This window comes from Bisbaumannia salifodinae (genome assembly GCF_055388505.1).
This window is the reverse complement of the sequence record NZ_AP043781.1, coordinates 988963-1010709: the sequence shown is the minus strand read 5'-3', so window position 1 is coordinate 1010709 and position 21747 is coordinate 988963. Positions and strand designations below refer to the sequence as shown.

16 protein-coding genes are annotated in these 21747 nt (G+C 66.5%); all 16 read right to left on the bottom strand.

Going from position 1 to position 21747, the window contains the following annotated elements; translation table 11 throughout:
• The 16 genes from tssM to ACZ5EF_RS04570 all read right to left on the bottom strand — a co-directional run bounded on the left by tssM (nucleotide 1) and on the right by ACZ5EF_RS04570 (nucleotide 21741).
• Nucleotides 1–3498 (bottom strand): type VI secretion system membrane subunit TssM, encoded by a 3498-nt coding sequence (gene tssM, locus ACZ5EF_RS04645; RefSeq protein ID WP_346063820.1) that lies wholly within the window; start codon nucleotides 3496–3498, stop codon nucleotides 1–3.
• Nucleotides 3495–4628, bottom strand: coding sequence for a type IVB secretion system protein IcmH/DotU (gene icmH / locus ACZ5EF_RS04640; protein ID WP_464122895.1), 1134 nt, complete (start codon nucleotides 4626–4628; stop codon nucleotides 3495–3497). The genes tssM and icmH overlap by 4 nt, the downstream gene beginning before the upstream one ends.
• Nucleotides 4629–4834: 206 nt before the next feature.
• Entirely contained in the window at nucleotides 4835–6181 is a 1347-nt protein-coding gene (tssK, locus tag ACZ5EF_RS04635; RefSeq protein ID WP_346063822.1) for a type VI secretion system baseplate subunit TssK, read from the bottom strand.
• A 25-nt stretch (nucleotides 6182–6206) separates the two neighbouring features.
• On the bottom strand, nucleotides 6207–6710 hold the full coding sequence (gene tssJ / locus ACZ5EF_RS04630; protein ID WP_346063823.1) for a type VI secretion system lipoprotein TssJ: 504 nt from the start codon (nucleotides 6708–6710) through the stop codon (nucleotides 6207–6209).
• Between the two features lie 103 nt (nucleotides 6711–6813).
• Nucleotides 6814–8361 carry a type VI secretion system-associated FHA domain protein TagH gene (gene tagH / locus ACZ5EF_RS04625; RefSeq protein ID WP_346063824.1) on the bottom strand — a complete coding sequence of 516 codons (1548 nt, stop codon included), beginning with the start codon at nucleotides 8359–8361 and terminating at the stop codon, nucleotides 6814–6816.
• A 128-nt stretch (nucleotides 8362–8489) separates the two neighbouring features.
• Nucleotides 8490–8891, bottom strand: coding sequence for a hypothetical protein (locus ACZ5EF_RS04620; RefSeq protein ID WP_346063825.1), 402 nt, complete (start codon nucleotides 8889–8891; stop codon nucleotides 8490–8492).
• Between the two features lie 38 nt (nucleotides 8892–8929).
• Nucleotides 8930–11719, bottom strand: coding sequence for a type VI secretion system ATPase TssH (gene tssH / locus ACZ5EF_RS04615; RefSeq protein ID WP_346063826.1), 2790 nt, complete (start codon nucleotides 11717–11719; stop codon nucleotides 8930–8932).
• A 2-nt stretch (nucleotides 11720–11721) separates the two neighbouring features.
• On the bottom strand, nucleotides 11722–12762 hold the full coding sequence (gene tssG, locus ACZ5EF_RS04610) for a type VI secretion system baseplate subunit TssG (RefSeq protein ID WP_346063827.1): 1041 nt from the start codon (nucleotides 12760–12762) through the stop codon (nucleotides 11722–11724).
• Nucleotides 12759–14624, bottom strand: a complete 1866-nt coding sequence (gene tssF / locus ACZ5EF_RS04605) for a type VI secretion system baseplate subunit TssF (RefSeq protein ID WP_346063828.1) — start codon at nucleotides 14622–14624, stop codon at nucleotides 12759–12761. Before tssF ends, tssG begins: the two co-directional genes overlap by 4 nt.
• 27 nt (nucleotides 14625–14651) lie before the next feature.
• Nucleotides 14652–15401 (bottom strand): type VI secretion system baseplate subunit TssE, encoded by a 750-nt coding sequence (tssE, locus tag ACZ5EF_RS04600; RefSeq protein WP_346063829.1) that lies wholly within the window; start codon nucleotides 15399–15401, stop codon nucleotides 14652–14654.
• A gap of 86 nt (nucleotides 15402–15487) precedes the next feature.
• The gene (locus ACZ5EF_RS04595; RefSeq protein ID WP_346063830.1) at nucleotides 15488–15973 is read right to left on the bottom strand and encodes an Hcp family type VI secretion system effector; all 486 of its coding nucleotides are present in this window, start codon (nucleotides 15971–15973) and stop codon (nucleotides 15488–15490) included.
• Nucleotides 15974–16091: 118 nt separating this feature from the next.
• Nucleotides 16092–17591 (bottom strand): type VI secretion system contractile sheath large subunit, encoded by a 1500-nt coding sequence (gene tssC / locus ACZ5EF_RS04590; RefSeq protein ID WP_346063831.1) that lies wholly within the window; start codon nucleotides 17589–17591, stop codon nucleotides 16092–16094.
• A 3-nt stretch (nucleotides 17592–17594) separates the two neighbouring features.
• Nucleotides 17595–18113: a type VI secretion system contractile sheath small subunit gene (gene tssB, locus ACZ5EF_RS04585; protein ID WP_346063832.1), complete on the bottom strand. Its 519-nt coding sequence runs from the start codon at nucleotides 18111–18113 to the stop codon at nucleotides 17595–17597.
• An 86-nt stretch (nucleotides 18114–18199) separates the two neighbouring features.
• Nucleotides 18200–19240 carry a type VI secretion system protein TssA gene (gene tssA / locus ACZ5EF_RS04580; RefSeq protein ID WP_346063833.1) on the bottom strand — a complete coding sequence of 347 codons (1041 nt, stop codon included), beginning with the start codon at nucleotides 19238–19240 and terminating at the stop codon, nucleotides 18200–18202.
• 243 nt (nucleotides 19241–19483) lie between these two features.
• The gene (locus ACZ5EF_RS04575; RefSeq protein ID WP_346063834.1) at nucleotides 19484–20761 is read right to left on the bottom strand and encodes a TIGR02270 family protein; all 1278 of its coding nucleotides are present in this window, start codon (nucleotides 20759–20761) and stop codon (nucleotides 19484–19486) included.
• A 95-nt stretch (nucleotides 20762–20856) separates the two neighbouring features.
• On the bottom strand, nucleotides 20857–21741 hold the full coding sequence (locus tag ACZ5EF_RS04570) for a hypothetical protein (RefSeq protein ID WP_346063835.1): 885 nt from the start codon (nucleotides 21739–21741) through the stop codon (nucleotides 20857–20859).
• Nucleotides 21742–21747 lie beyond the last annotated feature (6 nt).

Here is a 21747-nt window from a genome sequence, read left to right as displayed (position 1 = left end):
TTACAATCCCGCGGCGCAACGGAAGCGCCGCCAGTCATTGTTGCGCAACGGATTGCGCGAGGATTCGAACTGCACCAGCACCCGGGCGGAATAGCCGCTCACGTTGAAACTGACCAGGTAGGCCGTATCCGATTGCGCCGCCGGCTGGGCGGCATCGAAGGCACGCAACCAGGACCAGCTACCGGAATAGGCGACATTGGGCCGCTGTCCGCCACGGTCCTCGAACATCACCGCCGTGTCCTGGCCACCGTCGCCCGGCCAGACGAAGCGCCGGGCCAGGGGCGGCCCATGTCGGTAGCTCAATATCTGCTCGCCCGTGGCGAACTGGAACTGCCGCGCCCGGGCATCCAGATAGCGCGGTGTCATCGAGAAGGCCACCCGCGGCCCCGCGCCCCCGACGAAGAACATCTCACGGATCATCTGGGCACGCTGGAACTGGGCCAGTACCGAGGACGGAATGCCCACGCGGGCGGCCTCGTCGCTACGCCACTGGAAGCGCCCCCCGGGCGCATCCACCAGACTGGCGAGGTTCTCCTGGAAGAAGGCGTCCATCACCCCGCCGGGGGCGAACAACCGGGCGAAGTCGCCGGGGGGAATATCCTCGGCACTGCCGGGGGCGAAGGGGTAGCGACCCTGCGCCAGTTCCTGGCAGATGGGCAGCACGGCATCGCGATAGCGCCGATTGAGTTGGCCGCGCAGGTTGCGCATGGCGACTTCCTGCCCCGAACCGGCCAGTTCATCCACCCACTCGTTGAACGGTGCCGGCGCGCGGGCCGCCTCACTGCTCAGGCGACGCAGTGTCTCGCCCCCGGCCCCGCCCAGCAGCTGCATGGCGTCCTGGTTGCCCAACCCGCCGCCCAGGGCACTGAGCTCCTGATAGAGCTGGGTCAGGCGGGCGATCAGCGATTCCATCGGTGGTTCGCCGTTTTCTCCCAGCACGAAGCGGTGGAACTCCTGGAAGTGGGCATCGATGCGCGCGCCCGGATGCACGGCCGCTTCCTGCGGCTCTTCCTCGCGTCCCGGATCGACGAAGCCCAGGAAGGCGTCGAGTCGCCCGCCCTGCGCCTCGTCCTCGCCCTCGGCCTCCGGTGCCGGGAAACGGGTCTGGGCGGCGATCGTCTCCATCAGGCGGCGCAGCGGCGAGGTCGGGCCGGTGATGACCGCCAGCAGGTCGATCGCCTGGTCCACCTGCAGCAAGGGCACCAGGTCCAGGTCGTCCAGCAGGGCATCCCAGTGGTCGATATAGGCCTCTTCGTAATAGCGGACGAAGTCCTCGGCCAGGGTCAGATGGGCCGCCCGACCGCCGGGGAGCGTCGCCTCCCCGAACACCCAGCGCTCCTCGAGGAAGCGACTCACCAGGTCGCCCCCCTCCTGGCCGGTGATCTGCTCGAAGCCGGCATGGGTGTAGAGCGCCGGAACGGGCTCCGACAGCGGCGTGTCGCTGCGCCGGCGGAATGCCAGGTCGCTGCCGAGCCCGGCCTCTACATCGAGCCGCAGGGCCTCCTCGTGGCGCTGGTCGTAGCGGGTCTCCAGCCGACGCAGCATCAAGGCCGGCACGGAGGCCTGACGCAGCGAGGCGCGGCCGCGGGCCACCAGTTCCTCATCGACACCGACCGCCGGGAAGGAGCGCGCACTGTCCGTGTAGGCGCTGAAGTGCTCGAACAACGCCTGGGCGATGGCGCGCTGCTGCGGGTACTCGCGCAGCAGCGTCTCGCGGACGATGACATCGAGCTCGTCGCGATTCAGGCGTTCGGTATCCGCCAGCATCAGATAGCCCTTGAGGTAGGCATAGACGTCGGTGGGCGACACATTGGGCGTCGACAGCCGCCGCTCGATGAGCTTCACCACCCGTGGCACCAGCAATTCGCGCACGCCCTGGAGATAGGCCTGGTCGGCGGAGGTCCCCACGGCCTCCCCGCGATAGAGCCCCAGGCCCATCAGGAAGGGCACCCTCCCGCGATGGCGATTGGCTTCCGTCGCCACGTCGCGCAGGGCATCCAGGCGCGGCAGCACCTCCGCCAGCCCGGCCTCCCCCGGGACCGGCCGGGTGGCCGTTTCGGCATGGGCCTCCAGCGCGGCGCCCACGTCCGCCAGGTAGCCGCGGTTGTACTGATAGCTGGTCACCCAGCCCGCCACCACGATGCCGAGCACGCCGAGCAGGACCAGATAGGCGACGTTCTGGGCCAGGGCCCGGCCCACCTCCAGGCGCCAGTTGACGCCGGCCAGCCCCGACTCCGGGAAGATCACCGCCTTGAGCAGGCGATGAATGAAATAGCTGCGCCCCTGCCCTCCCGGCGCGGCCTCGACGGGAGACGCCCCCGACACCTGCATCCCGTAGACCCGGGTCAGGCTGTCCATCATGCGATCGATGGGCGTGCCTTCCTGGGTGCCACTGGTGAAGTAGAGGCCCCGCAGCATCACCGGCCGGTCGTAGCCGGACCCCTCGAAGGTGTCGGCGACGAACTGCAGCAGGCTCTCCCGCAGGCCGGCCATCTGTCGGGGGAAGCCGAACAGCCGGGCGCGCCGCTGGGGCTCCCGCTCTTCGACCAGCCGCTCCAGCAGGCGGGCGTCCAGGCGCTCCAGCAGCCGGGCATACTCGCCCTCGAGCCACTCGCTCGGCCGCCCACCGGCCACCGGCTCCGGCCGGGTCATGCCCCAGACCTGCAGCCGCCCCTCGTGATCCAGGTCATCGAAGAACTCCACGAAGCCGGCGATCAGGTCGCACTTGGTGACCATGAAGTACACCGGGACCTGGATGCCCAACTGACGTTGCAGCTCGTCGAGCCGGCGACGCACCATCTCGGCGTGGCGCTCGCGGGCCTCCGGGGAAGGGTCGAGCAGGTCGGTGGCACTCAGCGCCACCAGCACGCCGTTGACGGGACGGCGCTTGCGATATTTGCGCATCAGGTCGAGAAACGCCTGCCACTCGGTGGCATCGGAGCCGGCGCTGGAGTCCTGGCTGAAGTACCGCCCGGCGGTGTCCAGCAGCACCGCCTCGTCGGTGAACCACCAGTCGCAGTTGCGCGTGCCGCCCACGCCGCGAAGGGCGTCCCGGCCGTACTTCTGATCGAGCGGGAAGGTCAGTCCGGAGTGACGCAGCGCCGTGGTCTTGCCCGAGCCGGGGGGGCCGATGATCACGTACCAGGGCAACCGATAGAGATCCTTGCCCTTGCCGGACTCGCGCAGGAAGCCGATGGCCTCCTCGAAGCGTCGACCCAGCTCGTCGTTGCGGCGGTCTTCCGACCCGGCCGTGGCGACGATGGCGTCGCCCAGCCGCTCGCTGGCCCGCTTGACGCGCCGCGCACGCAACCACTGCAGCAGGCCCCAGCCCGCGAACAGCACCAGAATGACGCCCAGGCGCACCCAGGGGCTATAGAAAGGCACGAAGGCACCGATGGCGATATAGGGCCCGATGTACCAGATCAGCAGCGCCAGCAGCAGCACCCCGATCAGGCCCAGGAAGGCGCGTTGCCGGACTATCGAGAACAGGGCCTTCACTGGGCACCTCCCGGCGGACGATGCAGGATCTCGATGCGGCGGTTCAGGGCCCGGTTGGCCGGCTCGTCCGGGGGACGGTAGCGCGGTTGATCCGCGCCGATGCCGACGAAATCGATACGATCCGGGTCGCTGAGCGATTCGCGCAGCAGGGTCGCCGCGCTCTCCGCCCGGGCCTGGGACAGCTCGTAGTTGTCGCGGAAGCGGACGGAGCGGATCGGCACGTTATCGCTGTGCCCTTCCACCAGCACACTGCCGGGCACCTGCTGGATGGCATCGCCGATCCGGCGCAGCAAGGGACGAAAGTCGTCGGTCACCTCGATGCTGGCCGAGGCGAATACCTCGCCGCGCAGGATCACGGTGGTGCGCCCGCCCTCGCCGCGTTCGATCTGCAGACGCCCGGGGGCCGTCCCTTCCAGCAGATCGGCCAGTGTCAGGCGGCTCTCGACCGCCGGCACCGGCAGATCCACCGGAGACTCGAAGGTGGCCTGGCGAACCTCGTTGAGCTGGGCCATCACGGGTGCCGTGGCGCCGTTCAGCCAGTTGTGCAGGGTGAAGTAGACGGCGCTGCCGATTACCAGGGTCAGCGCGACGCACACCCAGGCCGGCAGGGTACGCACCAGGCGGTTGCGCCGATCCTCGACGCCCCGCCAGGCCGGCGACAGCTCGTCCGACGGGGCCTCTCGCCACTGCCGGATCCGCTCGTAGAGACGCTCTCGCAGCTCGGCGAGCCGGGCCTCCCCGCCCGGGGTCACCCGGTATTGCCCCTGGAAGCCGAGGGCCAGGCAGACATGGAAGAACTCCACCAGGTCACGCCGCGGCTGGCGATCGGCCAGCACCCGCTCGATCATCTGGAAGACCTTCTCGCCGCCGGCGCTGTCACGATGGAAGGTCAGCAGCAGGGCTCGCCCGGGCCACAGGCTGTTGGCCCCCCAGGGGGTATTCATGACCACTTCATCGATAAAGGTGCAGAGGGCATAGCGCGCCGCCAGGATGGATTCCCGCGCGGCGCCCCGCTCGGCCGCGGCCTGCTCGAAGGCCTGCACCTGACGCACGGTTTCCGCATGCAGGGTGGCGACATCGGCGTGATCCCGGGTGCCGCGCAGGCCGCAGCAGAGCATCAGCAGCGGCATCGCCGCCTCCACCAGGGGGTTCAGTGCGGTGGTACCGAACGCTGCCAGTGCCGGGGCCCCGGCCGCCCCACCGGCAGATGGTGGCGGCGGGCTCGGCGTCCCGCGTCCCAGACCTTGGGAAGAAGACTGGGGAGATGCCGTGCGTCCGCCCGGACTCGGCCGAATGATGGTGCGATCGCCGGAACCGGGCGGCGGCCGCTCGTCGCTCATGCCCCACCTCCACGAATGGCCCAGAGGTCCATCTTCAGGTCGGGATACTGCCCGGCGACATGCACGGCCATGCCTCCCGACTCAGTCAGCGTCTCCCACATGGGATGGGAGCTGTCCAGCTCGAAGTACACCCGGGAGCTCAGTTGCGGAATCTGTCGCGGGGCCGTCGGCATGGGCACCAGCCGGATACCGGGGAGGTTGTTGTTGACCAGTTCGGCGATGCGCTCCACCGGCGCCACCTTGGCGTGGGCCGGGAAATAGGCCCTCACCTCCTCGCTGGGCACGGCGGCCCCCACCGACAGCACGAAGCTGGCCGAGCGGAACAGCGAGGTATCCTGGGCCCGAGCCACCCAGACCCCGTGGGCACCGGTCTTCTCCAGCGGTATCTGCACCGCCGGCGACTCCCGCACGGTACGGAACTCGGCCCGCAGGACCCCGAGCACGCTCTCGAAGGACGGCTGCAAGTCGCCGTGACGGTAGGGCTCCATCTCCGGTGGCAGGCGGTCTTCCCGGGTCAGGGTCGCCAGTTCCCCGGCCAGGCCGATGGCAAAGCGATAGAAGGCCTCCGGCGGCACATGGGTCGAGGCGGCGAAGTGCAGGGCGACCGGAATATGTCGATTGACGATCTGCAGCATAAGAAAGTCGGCGATCTCCCCGGCGCCCCCCTGGCCGCTCGCCGTGACACGCCCCGCCAGCATCTCGGCGCGCTGCTGCAACAGGCCGCACAGCTCGTTCACGTAGCCCTGCAGACGCTCCGAGGCCCGGCAACGCACTACCGTCGGCAGGAAGGCCTCGTCCAGCACCAGTTGCCCCTCGGGACGCACCTCACTCACCCGACACACTGGAATGCAGGCATACTCATCCAGCGTCTCGCCGGCCAGGGCGAGTCGGGTCTCGAGCCGCCCCACCTCCACCGGGGTGGATACCGCACTGTCCAGCACCCGATCGCGGACCTCCAGGACATCCGCCCGGTAGCGGTAGAGGCCGGGCGGAGCCCCTTCCCGGCGGACGTCCACGGCGCCTTCCCGCTCCAGGGCCAGGGTCAGGTACACCAGTTGATCGCGTGCCTCGGCCGGCACTTCCAGCGGCGCTGGCAAGGGGGCGTCGCCGGGCATATCGAACGGCGTGCCATCGGGGAAGACTCCGCGTGCGACGCGCAGCCCCAGCTTGCCGATGCCCAGCAGGTCGGTATCGACCTCGAGCTCCTGAAACCCCCAGGCATGGGTGCCATGGACGGCCAGGCGACCGGCGACATAGCCTTCGACGAAGCGATCCTGCTGCTGCAGATGCTGCGGTTCGAGGAAGAGCCCCTCGCTCCACAGCACACGGCTGTTGCGTGACATCAGTGCCTTCTCCCTTGGCCAACATCTAGTCGATCTGGATGGCTACCCGCACCCCGTCCAGCGTGATGGTGAAGGTCACCGCGTTGCGTTCCTCCACGCCTCCCTGGGGAAGCGCCGCGACGGCCCGCCATTGGGCGGAGGGATCCCGCACATCGAAGAACTCGGCCATCACCGCCAGATAACGCGCCTCGGGGGAAAACACCTGGGTCACGGTCCGCTCCTCCCCCTGGCAGGGCACACCACCGGCCGATGCCTCGGTGGCCCCCATCTCCAAGGGACAGAGCTCGAAGGAGTCACGGGAGAGCAAGGCGGCACCGAGGGTGTCGGTATCCTGCATGACCAGTTCCTGCAGCGACGGGTCCAGGAAGGCCTCCCGGTCGCGCAGCTGATAGAGACGAACGGTCACCGGGGACGGCCGCCCCTCGGCATTGGGGTTCAGCCCCGGCATCACCAGGATACGCCCCGTCACCGGTTGCGGTTCGGGCGGCGCCTCCTGACCCGCACAGGCGACCAGCACCAGCGCCGTCATGACCACCAGCGCTCCCTTACAAGACCTGTATCTCCTGCCTAGCCACCTTGCCATGCGATCGTCCCCCCATGATGACCTCACCCTCGATACCCGCCGAGAACCGTCACCCCCTGCCTTGCTGGGAATGGGCCTTGAGGGCCTGGATCTGTTTTTCGTAGGCGTCGCAGAACGCCTCGCCGAACAGCCGATTGAAATAGCCTTCGCTATCGCGCTGTATCTCCGCATAGTGCGCCTGGTACTGACGCCAATATCTCGGCCCGCTCATGCGCCCGAGCAATGATCCGCGCTCGTCGTTCTCCGCGAACCGGGCCTCCAGATGGGCCGGGTCGAACTGGTGCAGCATCTCGAAGAAGCCGCTGCGCATGCCCGCCAACATCGCCAGCTGGTGGAAACGCAGGTCCTCGAAGCCGGCCTCGAAGGCCTCCACCGCCGCCAAGTAGTCGGGGTTGTGCTTGATCATCAGGTTGTGCAGCGCATCCTCGGGGCTGGTGGAAAACTTCAGTGGATTGTTCTCCCGCGCCTGGATCAACGTGACCGACATGCGGAACTCGTTCTTGACCTCCATCCGCGCCTTGAGTAGGTCCATCACCCCCTGGATGGCCACCCGTAGGATGCGGCCGAGTTCCTCGGCCTGCTCCGGTGGTACCCGGTCCGGGTCCAGCCCGGCCCCCGCGAGCAGCTGCCGCAGCGCCGGATCCGAGCGTCCGGCCGCCGGTGCAGCCGCCTCGGCCGGATCACTGCCGGGTTCCGGCATCGGCGGCGGCGCACTGGCCTGGTCGCGTCCTGTTTCCGGCAGCGGCGGCGCCTCCGGTGGCGGCGATGCCGGCGGTGGTGGCACCACGGGACACGGCGACTCACTCGGGATGTCGCTTGACTCCACGTCACGAGGCGACGGCGCCTCGGGCCCAGCGGCATCCCGCGCCGGCTCGGCTGGCGGCGCCTGGGGATTTGGCGGTGGAGGCGGAGGGGGTGACGCAGGCGGCTGTGGCGGTGGAGACGTCGCTTGCGGGCCGGACAGGTCGCGCCACCAGTCATCCGGGAGCAACGGTTCGGGGGGCACCTCACTCGTTGGCGGCTCACTCGCGGATGGCGGAGGAGAAGGCTCGGCGCCCGGGGGCTCAGGCGGCGCCTCCCGCGGAGGCGTTTCCGTAAAACGCGGGGCACTGAAGTGCTCGCTCAGGTAGGAGCGGTCGGATGGCGATGCTTTCGGCCCCGTCGATGGCGTCTCCACGGCCCCGCCAAGCAGTTCCAGGGGATCCGGCACCTCGTGGTCGGCGGGGTTGCCCGGCAAGGGCGGCTCCGAGGCCGGCCGCGGCACCGCCTCTTCTTGCGTGTCGAGCCGGGCCCGGATGCGGCAATCGCCGATCAGGAACTCCAGCCCATCCTGCAGCAGCAGAGGCTCTGCCGGATCCAGCCGGGTCATGCCATCGGCCAGCAGGATGCCATTGGCACTCGAGTCCTCCAGGAAATAGCGACCGTCCTGGTAGCGGATCCGCGCATGGCAGCGCGAGATTTCCGTCTTCGGATCGGGCAAGACCCAGTCGTTGTTGGGTGCCCTGCCCAGGGTTCCGCCCTTGTCGAACCAGCGGTGACTGGCCTGCTCCCCCAACCGCGACGCAGCCTCGTTGATCACCGTCAGCGTCAGTGCCATGAGCCTCCCCCAACTCGGGTGAAGTGGGCCCCCGAAACCGTCACGCAGCCACGCTGCGCCCTGATCTCGGGTCTACTCAAACCGTAGTGGCCTGCCGGCGTCCTTGCCAGGGCGATCCCGACAGACTGCTAGCCTTGGTACACCAGGCGCAGACAGCCCTCTTCCAGATCCGAAAAGACATACAAGCCATCGCCCTGACCGCCAAGATCGATGATCACCGATTCGGGGGAGTCGAAGCGGGTGGCGGCAATGGCTCGCGCCGCGGTGGCGTTGAGCTTGTGTGCCTTGATATAGGCATTCCAGCGCTCGGTATCGCGGGTTTCGATACGGCCTCCGCGATCCGTCGCTTCCTTCAGCAGTTGCCTGAAGCTGTAATAATCCACATCGATCATCCGCGCTCTAGCCATAATCGGTTCGGCAACCGCCCCTTGTGTCATCCTGAAGGCATCTTCACGGGGCCGCCTGCCGGCGAAGGGCGCGGCAGGCAGGCCTCTTTCCCTCAGCGTCAACCACTCGTGAATCAGCGTCAAGCGGGGCCCGGCCCACGCTCTGGCAACGAAGGCCTCGGTTATCCCCCTCGGTCATCGAAAGCATAGGCGAACTCGGCATTCTCCACGCTGACATGCACCCGTTCCACGGGACGGTGGTCCACCAGGCGCGTCAGGAACTCCCGACTCAGCACGGGCAGCAGGGAGTTGGTCAGGATGGCATCGATCATCCGTCCCCCACTCTCGAGCTCGATGCAGCGCTCGCGGATAAGCTCGGGCACCGCCTCATCGTAGCTGAACGGCACACCATGGCTCTCCTGCACCCGCCGTCCGACCCGGCCGAGCTGCAGGCGAATGATATCCCGCAGCATGTCGTCGCCCAGCGGATAATAGGGAATGGTCACGATGCGTCCCAGCAGGGCCGGCGGGAACACCTGCAGCAGGGGCCCGCGCAGCTGCTTGTTGAGCTCCTCCGCGTCGGGGCGTCGCCGACCTCTGTCGCAGGCCTGCATGATCAGCTCGGTGCCGACATTGGTGGTAAGGATGATCAGGGTGTTCTTGAAGTCGATCAGGCGCCCCTCGCCATCCTCCATGCTGCCCTTGTCGAACACCTGGAAGAAGATCTCGTGCACGTCCGGGTGCGCCTTCTCCACCTCATCGAGCAGCACCACGCTATAGGGGCGGCGACGCACGGCTTCGGTCAGCACGCCCCCCTCGCCGTAGCCCACGTACCCCGGCGGCGCCCCCTTCAGGGTGGAGACCGTATGCGCCTCCTGGAACTCGCTCATGTTGATGGTGATCAGGTTCTGCTCGCCGCCGTAGAGCTGTTCCGCGAGGGTCAGCGCCGTCTCCGTCTTGCCGACCCCGGACGGGCCGGCCAGCATGAATACCCCCACCGGCTTGCCGGGATTGTCCAGGTTGGCCCGGGAGGTCTGGACCCGCCGGGCGATCATGTCGAGGGCATGATCCTGTCCCTTGATCCGCCCGGCCAGGCGATCCGACAGGTTCAGCACGGTCGTCACCTCGTCCTTGACCATCCGCCCGACCGGAATGCCGGTCCAGTCGGCCACCACGGACGCCACGGCCTGGGCATCGACGCTGGGCAGGATCAGCGGGGCATCGCCCTGCAGCCGGTCGAGCTCCTCCTGCAGTTCCTCCAGTCGCGCCAGGGCCGCCGCCGGGTCGAACGCCGACTCGTCGCCGGCTGCCGCCTCGGCCTCCTCCGTCGAGGGGGCCTGCGGGCCGTCCTCCGGCGCCTCACCGGCAGCGGTCGCCTGCCCCGTCGGGGAGGGAGCCGCCTCGGCGCCCTCCTCGGCCGGGAGCGTATCGACGCTGCCCGCCCGCTCCCGAAGTTGTTGGCGCAGCGTGAGGATCTCGTCCACCAGCGCCTTTTCCCGCTGCCAGTTGGCCTCCAGCGCCTGCAGGTGCTGCCGTTCGTCGTCCAGGGCCTCGGCCACCTGCCGGTCCCGCTCCTCGATCGGCAGGCCTACCGCCTGCTCCCGGGCGATGATCTCCGCTTCCGTTTCCAGCACCTGGATACGCCGCCGGCTGTCCTCCACCTCCGCCGGGACCCCATGCTGGGAAATGGCCACCCGGGCACAGGCGGTATCCAGCAGGCTGACCGCCTTGTCGGGCAGCTGGCGGGCCGGAATATAGCGATACGACAGCTGGACGGCGGCGGTCAGCGCCGCGTCACGCACCAGGACCCGGTGATGCTGCTCCAGCACCGAGGCCAGCGAGCGCATCATCGCCACGGCCTTGTCCTCGCTGGGTTCCGGTACTTGCACGGCCTGGAAACGCCGGGTCAGCGCCGGATCCTTCTCGATATGCTTCTTGTACTCGGCCCAGGTGGTGGCGCCGATGGTGCGCAGGGTCCCGCGCGCCAGGGCCGGCTTGAGCAGGTTGGCGGCATCGCCGGTGCCGGCCGCGCCGCCGGCCCCGACCAGGGTATGGGCCTCGTCGATAAACAGGATGATCGGCTTCTCCGAGGCCTGTACCTCCTCGATCACCTGGCGCAGCCGATTCTCGAACTCGCCCTTGACGCTGGCCCCCGCCTGCAGCAGGCCGACATCCAGGGAACGCAGGGAGACGTCCTTGAGCGGCGGCGGTACCTCGCCGCTGGCCAGGCGCACGGCGAAGCCCTCGACCACCGCGGTCTTGCCGACGCCGGCTTCGCCGGTGAGCATGGGGTTGTTCTGCCGCCGCCGCATGAGGATATCGATCATCTGACGGATCTCCTCATCGCGCCCGATGATCGGGTCGATCTTGCCCTGACGCGCCTGCTCGGTCATGTCCACCGTAAAGCGCCGCAAGGCCTCCTGCTTACCCATCTCGGCCGGCGGCACCGGCCCGGCTTCCTCTCTCGGGCCGCCGGCCGTGGCTCCCATCTCGGCCTCCGGCGAGCCCCCGACGATGCCGTCCCACTCATCCACCAGCCGGTCGGCCGATACCTTGCGGAACTCCCCGGACAGATTGGGCAGCACGTTACGCAGGCCGGCGGTCTTCATCAGGCCGACCACCAGATGGCCACTGCGCACCTGACGCTCGCCGAACCTGAGGGTCGCCCAGACCCAGCCCCGCTCGACGGCTTCCTCGACATGGGAGGACAGGTCGGTGATCGAGCTGGCCCCCCGTGGCAGGGCATCGAGCGCCCGGGTCAGGTCCTGGGCCAGCCGCGCCGCGTCGAGCTCGAAATAGCGAACGATATGCAGCAGGTCGGAGTCGCTCTGCTGCAACAACTGGTGGAACCAGTGCGCCAGCTCCACATAGGGGTTGCCGCGCAGGCGACAGAAGGTGGTGGCGCTCTCGATGGCCTGGTAGGCAAGCGAATTCAACTTGCCGAAGAGTTGGGTACGACTGATATCTGCCACGGCTAACCTCCCTCGCCGGTTGCCCCCGGCCCACGCCGGGGCGCGCCACGGCGCCTGTGCGCATCACGGATAAGGGCCCGGGCGACACGCTCCTGCGAATGCCGCCCAACCCAGGTGGACATGCCCAGCCGCTGGCCACGCGCGAGCCGCAGCAAGGGCGCCTGCCGGGGCTTCAGCCGCAGCTCCAGGTCCCAACGGAACTCGTCGCCGGTGTAGGCGCGCACCAGATCGCCGAGTTCGGTCAGGCCGGGCTGTCCCGGCAGGAAGGCCTCGTATTGCGCCCGGGTCAGTTCCTCGAGCACCACCCGAAAGCTGAACTGACACTGCCAGGAACGGCGCCCCAGGCTGGCATCCCGCCCCAGCCGGCCGACCGGCCGGCCGCGCCCCAGGCTGAGCCGCTCATGCTCGGGAATGGTCAACCAGCGGGCCTGGAAGGGCACCACCCGGACCGAGACCCCGAGGTGATCCGCCAGGATGTCCTCCAGCCCCTCCTGGCAGCGCGCCATGGCGGCGAAGCGACCGACCCGATGCAGCTTGGCGCGATCGCCCACGCTGTCGCGCCCCTGCAGGCCCGGCGTGCCCAGTCCGGCCAAGGCCCCCAGGAACCAGAAGAAGCGGTTATCGGGGCGATCCGCCTCCACCGCCGGCTCGGCATCCGCCCAGGCGCGATAGAACAGTGAGGCCAGGCGGTGATGGAAGAGGTTGAGGAAAGCGGCGAAGCTCGGGTCCTGGTGCAGGCGGCGTCGCTCATCCGCATACTCGGTGAGATGCAGCGGCAGCGGGCCATTGGGGCCGAGCAGGCCGAACCCCTCGGCATAGAGCCGCGGCACCTTTCCCTGCTCGATAAGGCCGGGTTCGATATGGGTGATCTCACCCGGCGCGAAACGCAGCGAGGGCATCTGGGCGAGCCGGACCCCATCCTCGGCGACCCGCCGGCTGCGCCCCAGCCGGGCGTGGTCCGGCGCACTGGCCTCGACCCAGCGCAGGGCCGCGAACAGGGTGAAGCGCTCCGGCGCCTCGGTCAGGGATCGCGGCAGGCTCATAGCGCACCCCTCATGCCCGCTCGCACCGGCCAGCGCATGATCTCACCGCGCTGCTGCGACTCGACGACGGTCTCGGTGAAGCCGTTGACGGAGACATACTTGGCGAAGAAGCGCTCCAGGACGGCGCCGAGCAGAAAGGCCCCGACGCCGGTGAAGGCGTCCTCGTCGAGGCTCAGCCGCAACTCCAGCCCGTTGCCGAAGCAGATGGGACCATTGACCGGCATGCGGCGGACGACGGCCTTCGACGCGATGGACACCACCCCTTCCACATGACGCGCCAGGGGGCCTCCGGGGTCGACGTAAAGGTCGAGCAGTTGGCGCAATGCCCGGGCCCCGTTGCCCTCCTCATCGAGCAGAGACAGGTAGTTCAGCGACAGATGGCTGACCAGCCGCCAGGCCGTTTCCCCGGACTGGAGCGCCGCCCTGGGCCGCGTCGGCCCCGCCAGGATACGCACCGACGCCACCGGCGCCGCCGTCTCCAGGGTAAAGTCCGTCGCGCCCTTGCCCACCGCCATCTGGATCGGCAAGTCCCGGTTGGTGCACAACAGCGTGACATCGAGCTGGCGCAGGGCGGCCGAGTAGGGTGCATGCCGCTCATCCACCAGCGAGAGGAAGACCTCGCTGCCGAGGTAGCTGGTGCGGCTGCCGCGTCGACGCTGGCGGGAGGAGCTCAACCGCGGCCGGCGCGAAACGAGGAAGTAGGCGCCGGGCTCGGCATCGTCCACACCGCGCCCGACCCGGTAGAACAACTGGAAGGGGTAGCCGCCCTCCCGGCTGTGGGTATAGCCGGTGACGCCCTCGACCCGGTACACCTCCAGGTCCATGGGGCGATTACGGTCCGGTACCACATGGAACTCGGCCTTCTCAGGCTTCACGATGATGCGGTCGGCACGGTAGGGGAACAGGTTAATCGCCGGCGTCACGTTCAGCCGGAAGGCCTGCGCGTCCAGGCTGTGCTCGAGGCGCGGATCGGTGCGCTGCAACAGCAGCGTGATCTCGAGCCGCTCCCCTTGCAGTTGACGCAACCCGGGTTGCAGGCCGGTGAACTCGGCGAACAGGAAGCGTTGGGGAAAGGCGAAGTACTCCTGCAGCAGCCGATAGCCATCGAAGGAGCGCCTGACCGAAGGCAGCAAGGCCTCCCGGCGATCGAACCCCGGCTGACGAATGCCGATGCCGGGATCGATCCGTGCCTCCCGGTCGGGGTCATCGCGCAGGCAGGCGCCGGCGAAGGCGCCATGCAGTATCTCGTAGAGCCACATGGGCAGTTCGTCGCCGCCATGCAGATAGAAGGCCAGGCGATCGAGGGGCAGCTCGGTGAGGCTACCGCCATTGGTCAGTTCGAGCTCGAGCTGAATGGCCGAACGGACGCCCGCGGGTGTCGGCACCCCCCGCGCCGCCATCGTCCCCGGGTTGACCAGGTAACGGGCCTTGGTCAACCGCAGTGGCCACAGGAAGACGTCGTGGGCCGTGCGATACTCGCAGGCGGTCTTCTCGCCCTTGCCCAGTTGGCTACGCAGGGCCGTCCCCGCCGGGATGCGGTACCCGGCCTCCAGGGTCCCGGCCGCCAGGTCCGGCTGCAGGACCACCATGGCCATGGACGGCACCGGCGCGGTGAGATGCGGATAGACCAGGTCGAGCAACCGGTGGGTGAAATCCGGAAAGCGCGCCTCGATCTTGTGCTGGACCCGCGCCGTCAGGAAGGCGACTCCCTCCAGCAGCCGCTCGACATAGGGGTCGGCACAGTCGAGCCCCTCTATGCCCAGGCGTCCGGCAATCTTCGGATAGTCCCGGGCGAACTCGGCGCCCATCTCCCGGAGGTAGCGAAGTTCCTGTTCATAGAGCCTGAGCAGACTGGGATCCATAGCATTCGCCTGGGAGTCGGAGAGTCATCAATGCCCCGCCACCTCTCGCACGGTGACCGAGGCATCACTGAGATCGAGTTCGGTATGCAGGTAAAGCTGCTCCGGTAGCGGCTGCCCCCAGAGTTCTCCCTCGATCAGGAAGGCCAGGGTATTGAGCCGCCCCTCGGCCCCCGGTTCGACGGCCGTCACCAGTACGTGCCGAAGCCGGGGTTCGAAGCGCTCGATGGCGGCACGCAACCGATCCGCCAGCAGAGGGGCATCGGCCCCCGACAGGTGCATACCGGCCATTTCCGGCACGCCGTAGTTGAGCACCGAGCGCTCGATGTGCGGGTATGCCTCGAGCCCCACCAGGTCCGTTATGCAGCCGGTGTTCAACAGCCAGCCCAGATCGCGTAGCACCAGTTGCCGCAGGCGCCGGGACGAAATCACCCGTTCATCCCGGGACTCGTCGCGATTGGGCACCAGGCGCCGCCGCCGGACATCCACCAGCGACGCCAGCGGCGGCGCCTGGGGCCGCGGCCTGAGCTCCAGGACCCGGCGAAAGGGACGAATCTCGGGGCGATTCTGCCAACACTCGATACCGTCACCGTCCTCATCCACCACTCGCTCGATGCCGAGGGTACCGAGCATGTCGCGGATCGTGTCGCGGGTCAGGCCCGCCTCGTCGAGTGCCTCGTCCCGATAAGCCAGGCCGAGCCGCTCGAGGAAACGGGCGCGATCCGTCAACCGATCCAGCAGGGACGGTTGCAAGGCTTCCTTGTTCACCAGTTCCGGCATGTTCCCTGCTCCCGACCGGCACCTGCCTGACGACGGCCCACGGCCCAGCCTAGACCGGGCCGCCGATCGTTACGCATTCCCCGCCATCAAGCCGTCTCGTTCTTGGCGATGTTGTAGCCGAAGTCCACCGAAGCCAACGCCGTGCCGTCGTTGTCCTGCGGGGTATAGGTCGTCTTGAACTCCTCGAAGTTGAGGGTAACGGACTCCGTCAACCGCTCCTCTCCCTGGGAGCCGCCGGTCTGCCAGGAGCTGATGAGGACGCTCTTCATCTCGATCACCAGGTACTCGACCGGCTCATCCCCCCCCGCCTTGCGCACGGTCAGCGTGGCTGACGGCACATGCTTGCCGACGGCCACCGCCTGGATCATCGCTGTCGAGGCCTTGTCCACGTACTTGACGACGCTGATATCCTGAACACTGACCTTGCCGGCGCCGCCGCCTTTCGAGATATGCATGGTGCCGGAGTTGCTCGCCCCCCAACTCCAGGACAACACATCGATCTCGTCCGTATGCCCAGCATCCATGGACTCGCCATCGATGCCCTCCAGCTTCAGAAACATATCTACAGCCATGACGTCTTACTCCCCTTCATCCTTTCCATAGCATCGCCGGCCCTGGACGCATCCGGTCCACCGGCCCCATAGCCCCGCGCTCCTCCGTTGCCCCTGTCTTCCGCTCTTGCTGTCTCTATTACCCCTTGGCGGACGGTAGCTTCGAGACCAGTCGCAGCGAGACACTCAGCCCTTCCAACTGATAGTGCGGCCGGAGATGGAAGGTCGAGGTGTAGTAACCGGGATTGGCCTCGTCCTCCCTGACCTGTACTTCGGCCGCCGCCAAGGGCTTGCGTGCCTTCGTCTCTTCGGTGGCATTGGCCGGATCACCGGTGACGTATCTCATGATCCAGCCCTGCAGAAACTTCTGCATGTCCTCGCGTTCCTTGAAGGAGCCAACCTTGTCGCGAACGATACACTTCAGGTAATGCGCGAAACGTGTCGTGGCGAACAGATACGGCAACCTGGCCCCCAACTGGGCATTGGCCGTGGCGTCCGGATCGTCATATTCCGCCGGCTTGTGCAGGCTCTGGGCGCCGATGAATGCCGCCACATCGGTATTCTTGCGATGGATCAACGGCATCAGGCCACTCTTGGCCAACTCGGCCTCACGACGATCGCTGATGGCGATCTCGGAGGGGCACTTCATGTCGACGCCACCGTCGTCGCTCGGGAAGGTATGCACCGGCAACCCATCCACGGCACCGCCGGACTCGACGCCACGGATGCGCGTGCACCATCCATACATCTTGAACGAGCGATTGATGTTCACCCCCATGGCATAGGCCGAGTTCGCCCAGGTGTACTTCCTCGCATCCGTTCCGGCGGTATCCTCCTCGAAGTTGAACTCCTCCACCGGCTCGGTGGCAGCGCCGTAGGGCAGCCGAGACAGGAAGCGCGGCATCGCCAGGGCCAGGTACCTGGAGTCCTCCGATTCCCTGAGCGATCGCCAGCCGGCATATTCGGGCGTGGAGAAGATCTTCGTCAGGTCACGGGGGTTGGTCAGTTCCTGCCAGGAATCCATCTGCAGTAGCCCGGGGTCGGCGCCGGCGATAAAGGGGGCGTGGGCGGCCGCGGCGATCTGTGCCATGCCGGACAGCAGTTCCACGTCCTGGGGCCCATGGTCGAAGTGGTAATCGCCGAGGATACAACCCACCGGCTCGCCGCCGAGCTGGCCGTACTCTTCCTCGTAGATTTTCTTGAAGATCGGGCTCTGGTCCCAGGCGGTGCCCTTGTACTTGCGCAGGGTCTTGTGCAGCTCTTGCTTGCTGATCGGCATAAAGCGGATCTTCAGCATCTCGTCGGTCTCGGTATTGTTGACGAGATGGTGCAAGCCCCGCCACGCGCCTTCCAGCGCCTGGAACTTCTCGTGATGGAGCACCTCGTTGACCTGGTCGGTGAGCTTCTCGTCGATCTCCGCGATAATGGCATTGATGGTGCTGATGGCATCATCGGAGATCACCGTGGTCTCTCGCAGCGCCTGCTCCGCCAGGGTCTTGACCGCCGTTTCCACCTCCTCACGCGCACGGTCGGACTTGGGTCGGAACTCCTTCTGTAACAGCTGACTGAAGTCATCCGCCGTCAGCTCTTCCGTCTCGGGTTGGCTCTGGGGTGCCTTGTCGGTGTCTGTCTCGGCCATGACTTAGCCCTCGCTCTGCGTTTCTTCGTCGCCCTTCGGCGTCGCACCCAGGGTCTCGAGCAGTGTCTGATCGTTCAGGACCTTGGCGATCAGCTCCTCGGCACCGGATTTCCCATCCATATAGGTCACCAGATTCGCCAGCTGCTGCCGGGCTTCCAGGAGTTGCCGCAGGGGCTCGATCTTGCGCGCCACCGCCGCCGGCGAGAAGTCGTCCATGCTCTCGAGTTCCAGCTCGACCGCCAGGTTGCCTTCGCCAGTGAGCCGGTTCGGCGCCGCAAACTGGAGGCTGGGGCGCAGCGCCTTCATGCGCTGGTCGAAGTTGTCGACGTCGATCTCCATCAACTTGCGGCCATCGACCGGAGGCAGTTGCTCCTGGCTGTCTCCGACCAGGTCGGCCAGCACCGCCATCACGAACGGTAGCTGCACCACCTTCTCGGCCCCATACAGCTCCGTGTCGTACTCGATCTGCACCCGCGGTGCCCGGTTCCGGGCGATGAATTTCTGGGAACTGGGCTTGGCCATGATTGCGTACTCCCTTCAGTGCTGTGGTTCACGGTGCTGGGTTCAGGTAACGCCTCCGACATCTGCGCGCCGCCGGGGAAGCGTCGTCACTCGCTATTGCCATCGCCCCGCAGCTTCTCTCCCTGGGCCACGGCATCGGGCGCTACATCTCGAAGGATAGACAGAAAGTCCATGTCCACCAGCCGCTTCGCCCGCTCCATCAGCAGGGGCACCGGACTCGATGGCTCGTGGCTGCGGAAGTAACGAGAGATGCGGTCCATGGCGGCCACGGCATCCTGCCGACTACGGATATCTCCCGCCATGGCCGGTTGCACCGAAGCGGTGTCGCCCGTCTGACTGTTTGGTGGGCTAGCCGGCGTCCGGTTGCCTGGCTGGCTTTCCGCTACCTCGCCGGCCTCACTACCGGCGGCTGGCGTGGTCCCCTCGGGCAGATAGGTTCGCAGCGTCACGCCAACCCGCTGCAGCTGTTCCTTCAAACGGGACAGGTCCGGGGCCTGCTCGGGTCCGCAGTGCTCTCGAAACAGGATCTCGATAGCCACCAGCTCGTCTACGGCTCGACCGATCGCCGCCACCAAGGCCTGCGATGTCTCCTGGCCGGCGGCCTGGAACACGGCCTGGATCACCCCCACCTGGGGCAGTTCCCCCTCATACCCCTGGGGCGCCTCGATCTTGCCCTCGGCGATCTCGATATCCTGCAGGCTGAATCGGCCAACGGCACGATCCTCCACCAGGGGCAAGTGACGCAGCGGTTTCAGGACCCGGTGAAAGTTGGTGAGGTTATACAGCGCACTGGAGCGCTCCATGGCATCGCCGTCTTCGTCCAACGGCGGAAACAGCGGCCCCCAGTACTGTTCCAGCTGGCCACGGAGTAGTTGCAGCCCATCGGCGAAGCCCGGTATCCCATCGGTGTGAAGCAGCGCGGCCGTCAGATAGACGGCCGGACGAAGGTCGTGACTCTTGTTCAGCGCCGCGAGGCTGGCTAGCCGTAGCTCCTCCCACTCTGGCTCTTCGTCGGGCGCCCCCCACTTGGCCAGCATGTCCAACGCGAGTATCTCGCCCGCGGCATCCAGATCCACCCCCGCTGGAGACTCCTCACTATGCGGCTCGAGCAACTCTTGCACATCCATGCAAAAGGATCCCCATTTGAAGTGTTCGCGGTATGCCCCGATGTATCGCGGCTGATACCGCCTTCCCCGCTGCAAAAAGGCACCGACTTCCCCCTGGGAGTGCTAGATGCCTTGATCCCGCCCTATGAGGTATAGCAGCTGTCCCGGGGCCACGCGAAACCGTGGCGAAAAAAACGTCACGCCGGAGAGACAACCAGCCGACTGAAAAATCAGTGCTATTTCGTCAGTCAGCCAAGGGCCGCCTCATGCGCCCTGGATAGGCAACCCGAGCCCCTGTTGCTGGGCGTTTCCCCGGGCCCGGGTCTCGAACAGTGGCTCACCGGGGCTCAGCAGCTTGCGCTCCAGCGCCGCCGCCACGCGCTGACGCTGCATGCCATGGCCCAACACCCATTGCAGGTGCTCCGGCGCCAAGGGACGACCGAGCAGATAACGCTGTCCCGACCGAAACGCCGCCTGGTGGCGAGTCCACCAGGCGGCGACGAGCGCCGCCTCCGGCCAGGGCAGGTCCTCGTCCGGATCCATGGCGACCCCCGTGTCCTCGGGGTTCTCCGTGGGACCGGCCGCGAAACCCTCGGGCCACTCTCCTTCGAGCTCCTCTTCGGCCAGGTCCACGCCGGTGATCAGGGTGAAGGATTCCCCGGCGACGCGGGCGATCTCCGGTATTCCCATCTGCTCCAGCAGCCAGGGGATATTGACCGGGTCGCCGAGAATGCCGCAGACCACCACCGCATGGCGCAGCGTCTGCGGCTGCCGGGCGAAGTGCCCCAGCCACTGCTGCCCCTCGCTGGGCGGGAGGGCCCGCAGCGCCACCCCGAGGGCGGGCGCCGCGAACCTGGGGTGGTCCGCCTCGACGAAGGCCAGGGCCTGCCGAAGCGCCGCACCGCGGTCCCCGAGCAGGGTCGCCGCCCAGGCGGCGGAGAAACGTACCGCGTCGTCGTCGCTGGTCAACTGCGCCTGTAGCACCGGTAGCAGATCCGTTCGCCCCAGAGAACCGGCCACCCGTAGCGCGGTAGCACGCAGCATGGGGGACTCCGCCTGCAGTGACTCCAGCAGCACGGGGCCGGGGTCCACCCGCTGGGTGGCCGCCGCCGCCAACCCCAACCGCCGCCAGAAGGGAGACTCCGCCACCAGCAGATCCCTGACCTCGCCGCGCCACCAGGCGCGATCGACCCAACCGAAGGCCGATACCAGACCGCGCTGCGTCTCGGGGGCCGCACCGACCACCTCGTAGACACGGCGGATCCACGCCGCTTCGCCGCTTTCCAGGGCCAGCACCGCGGCGGCGAAGACCTCTCCCGGTTCCTGATATTGCAGTTGTTTATCGCACGCCGCCCAGCCGGCGTCGCCGGCGATACGCAGGCCATCTAGGTGCGCCTCGACACGATTGTCCAACTTGGTCAGATCGACCAGGGAGTAATGAGGTGCAACAACAGCCCCATCACGCAGCAGCCACAGGAACGGCGCTTCTTCGGCATGCTGGTCAACAGCTTGCGAGATGATGGCTGGTACGCGTACATCCATATAAGGCCTCGCTGCCTTCGCAAACACTTCGTTTTCATACAAAAAGACCGACTGACCCACTCGATCATTCTCGTGCCATAGGGCAGCAGAAGTTTTCAATCGTATATTTTCCAATCCGTCCCATCGTATGAAGCAACTTGATCCCGACCTATCGACCAGAGAACACCTTCTTCCGATGTCAAGCTATAACAACTCGGAGGAAATTCTATTCCAAAATCTACCTCAATGAGAGTATTGCCCCTCAGCTTATACAAGTCTGTCATGGTCGCAATGTACAGGTCGTCCTCAAACCAGCACAAATCCCAAAAATCGACAGCAACCTCGTCTTCCCATTCAACACTTTCCCAAACATCATGCCTGCCTTTGATCATGATCCCCTGTTGACCCGCAGCATAGACGACGCCGTTAGGCGCACAGCATACAGAGGTCAATATCACGTTGGTAGGGCTTCCACGCCGGATCCATTTATAACCGTCAAACTCCCATATTTCACCATTCCAACCAACTGCATAGACTTCTTCATAATTGAACCCATCAATTGACTCGAAGCCCACCTCCTCATCAACACCTGGAAATGGTGCACCTATGTCGCTCCAAACACCTTCATCAACTCTCTTATAAACTTGGCGCTTCATTCCGCAAGCGTAAACGTAGTCCGAGATACGACGTGCATGTCGAATCATCACTGGCTTAGGAGATATTTTCTCTCGTGCTTCTACTCCTCCAGTATAAGTAACCACATCACCGTCTTCCCCGACCACTATGAGCTTTTCTGAGGGTAACCGGGCCACAGCGATTGCAGTAGAATCCCATGCCGTGTCCACAACGTCAGCCCATTGGCCTTGGTCAACGGCAATGACGATGGCATGTGAGACATCCTCATTCAGCAGCACTTTTCCCTTGCTGATGATATAGACGAGATCATGGTAGCGGGCCGCTCCTCGAACGAATTCCCGCGCGGCTGCAAATTCACTAGTCATAGATCA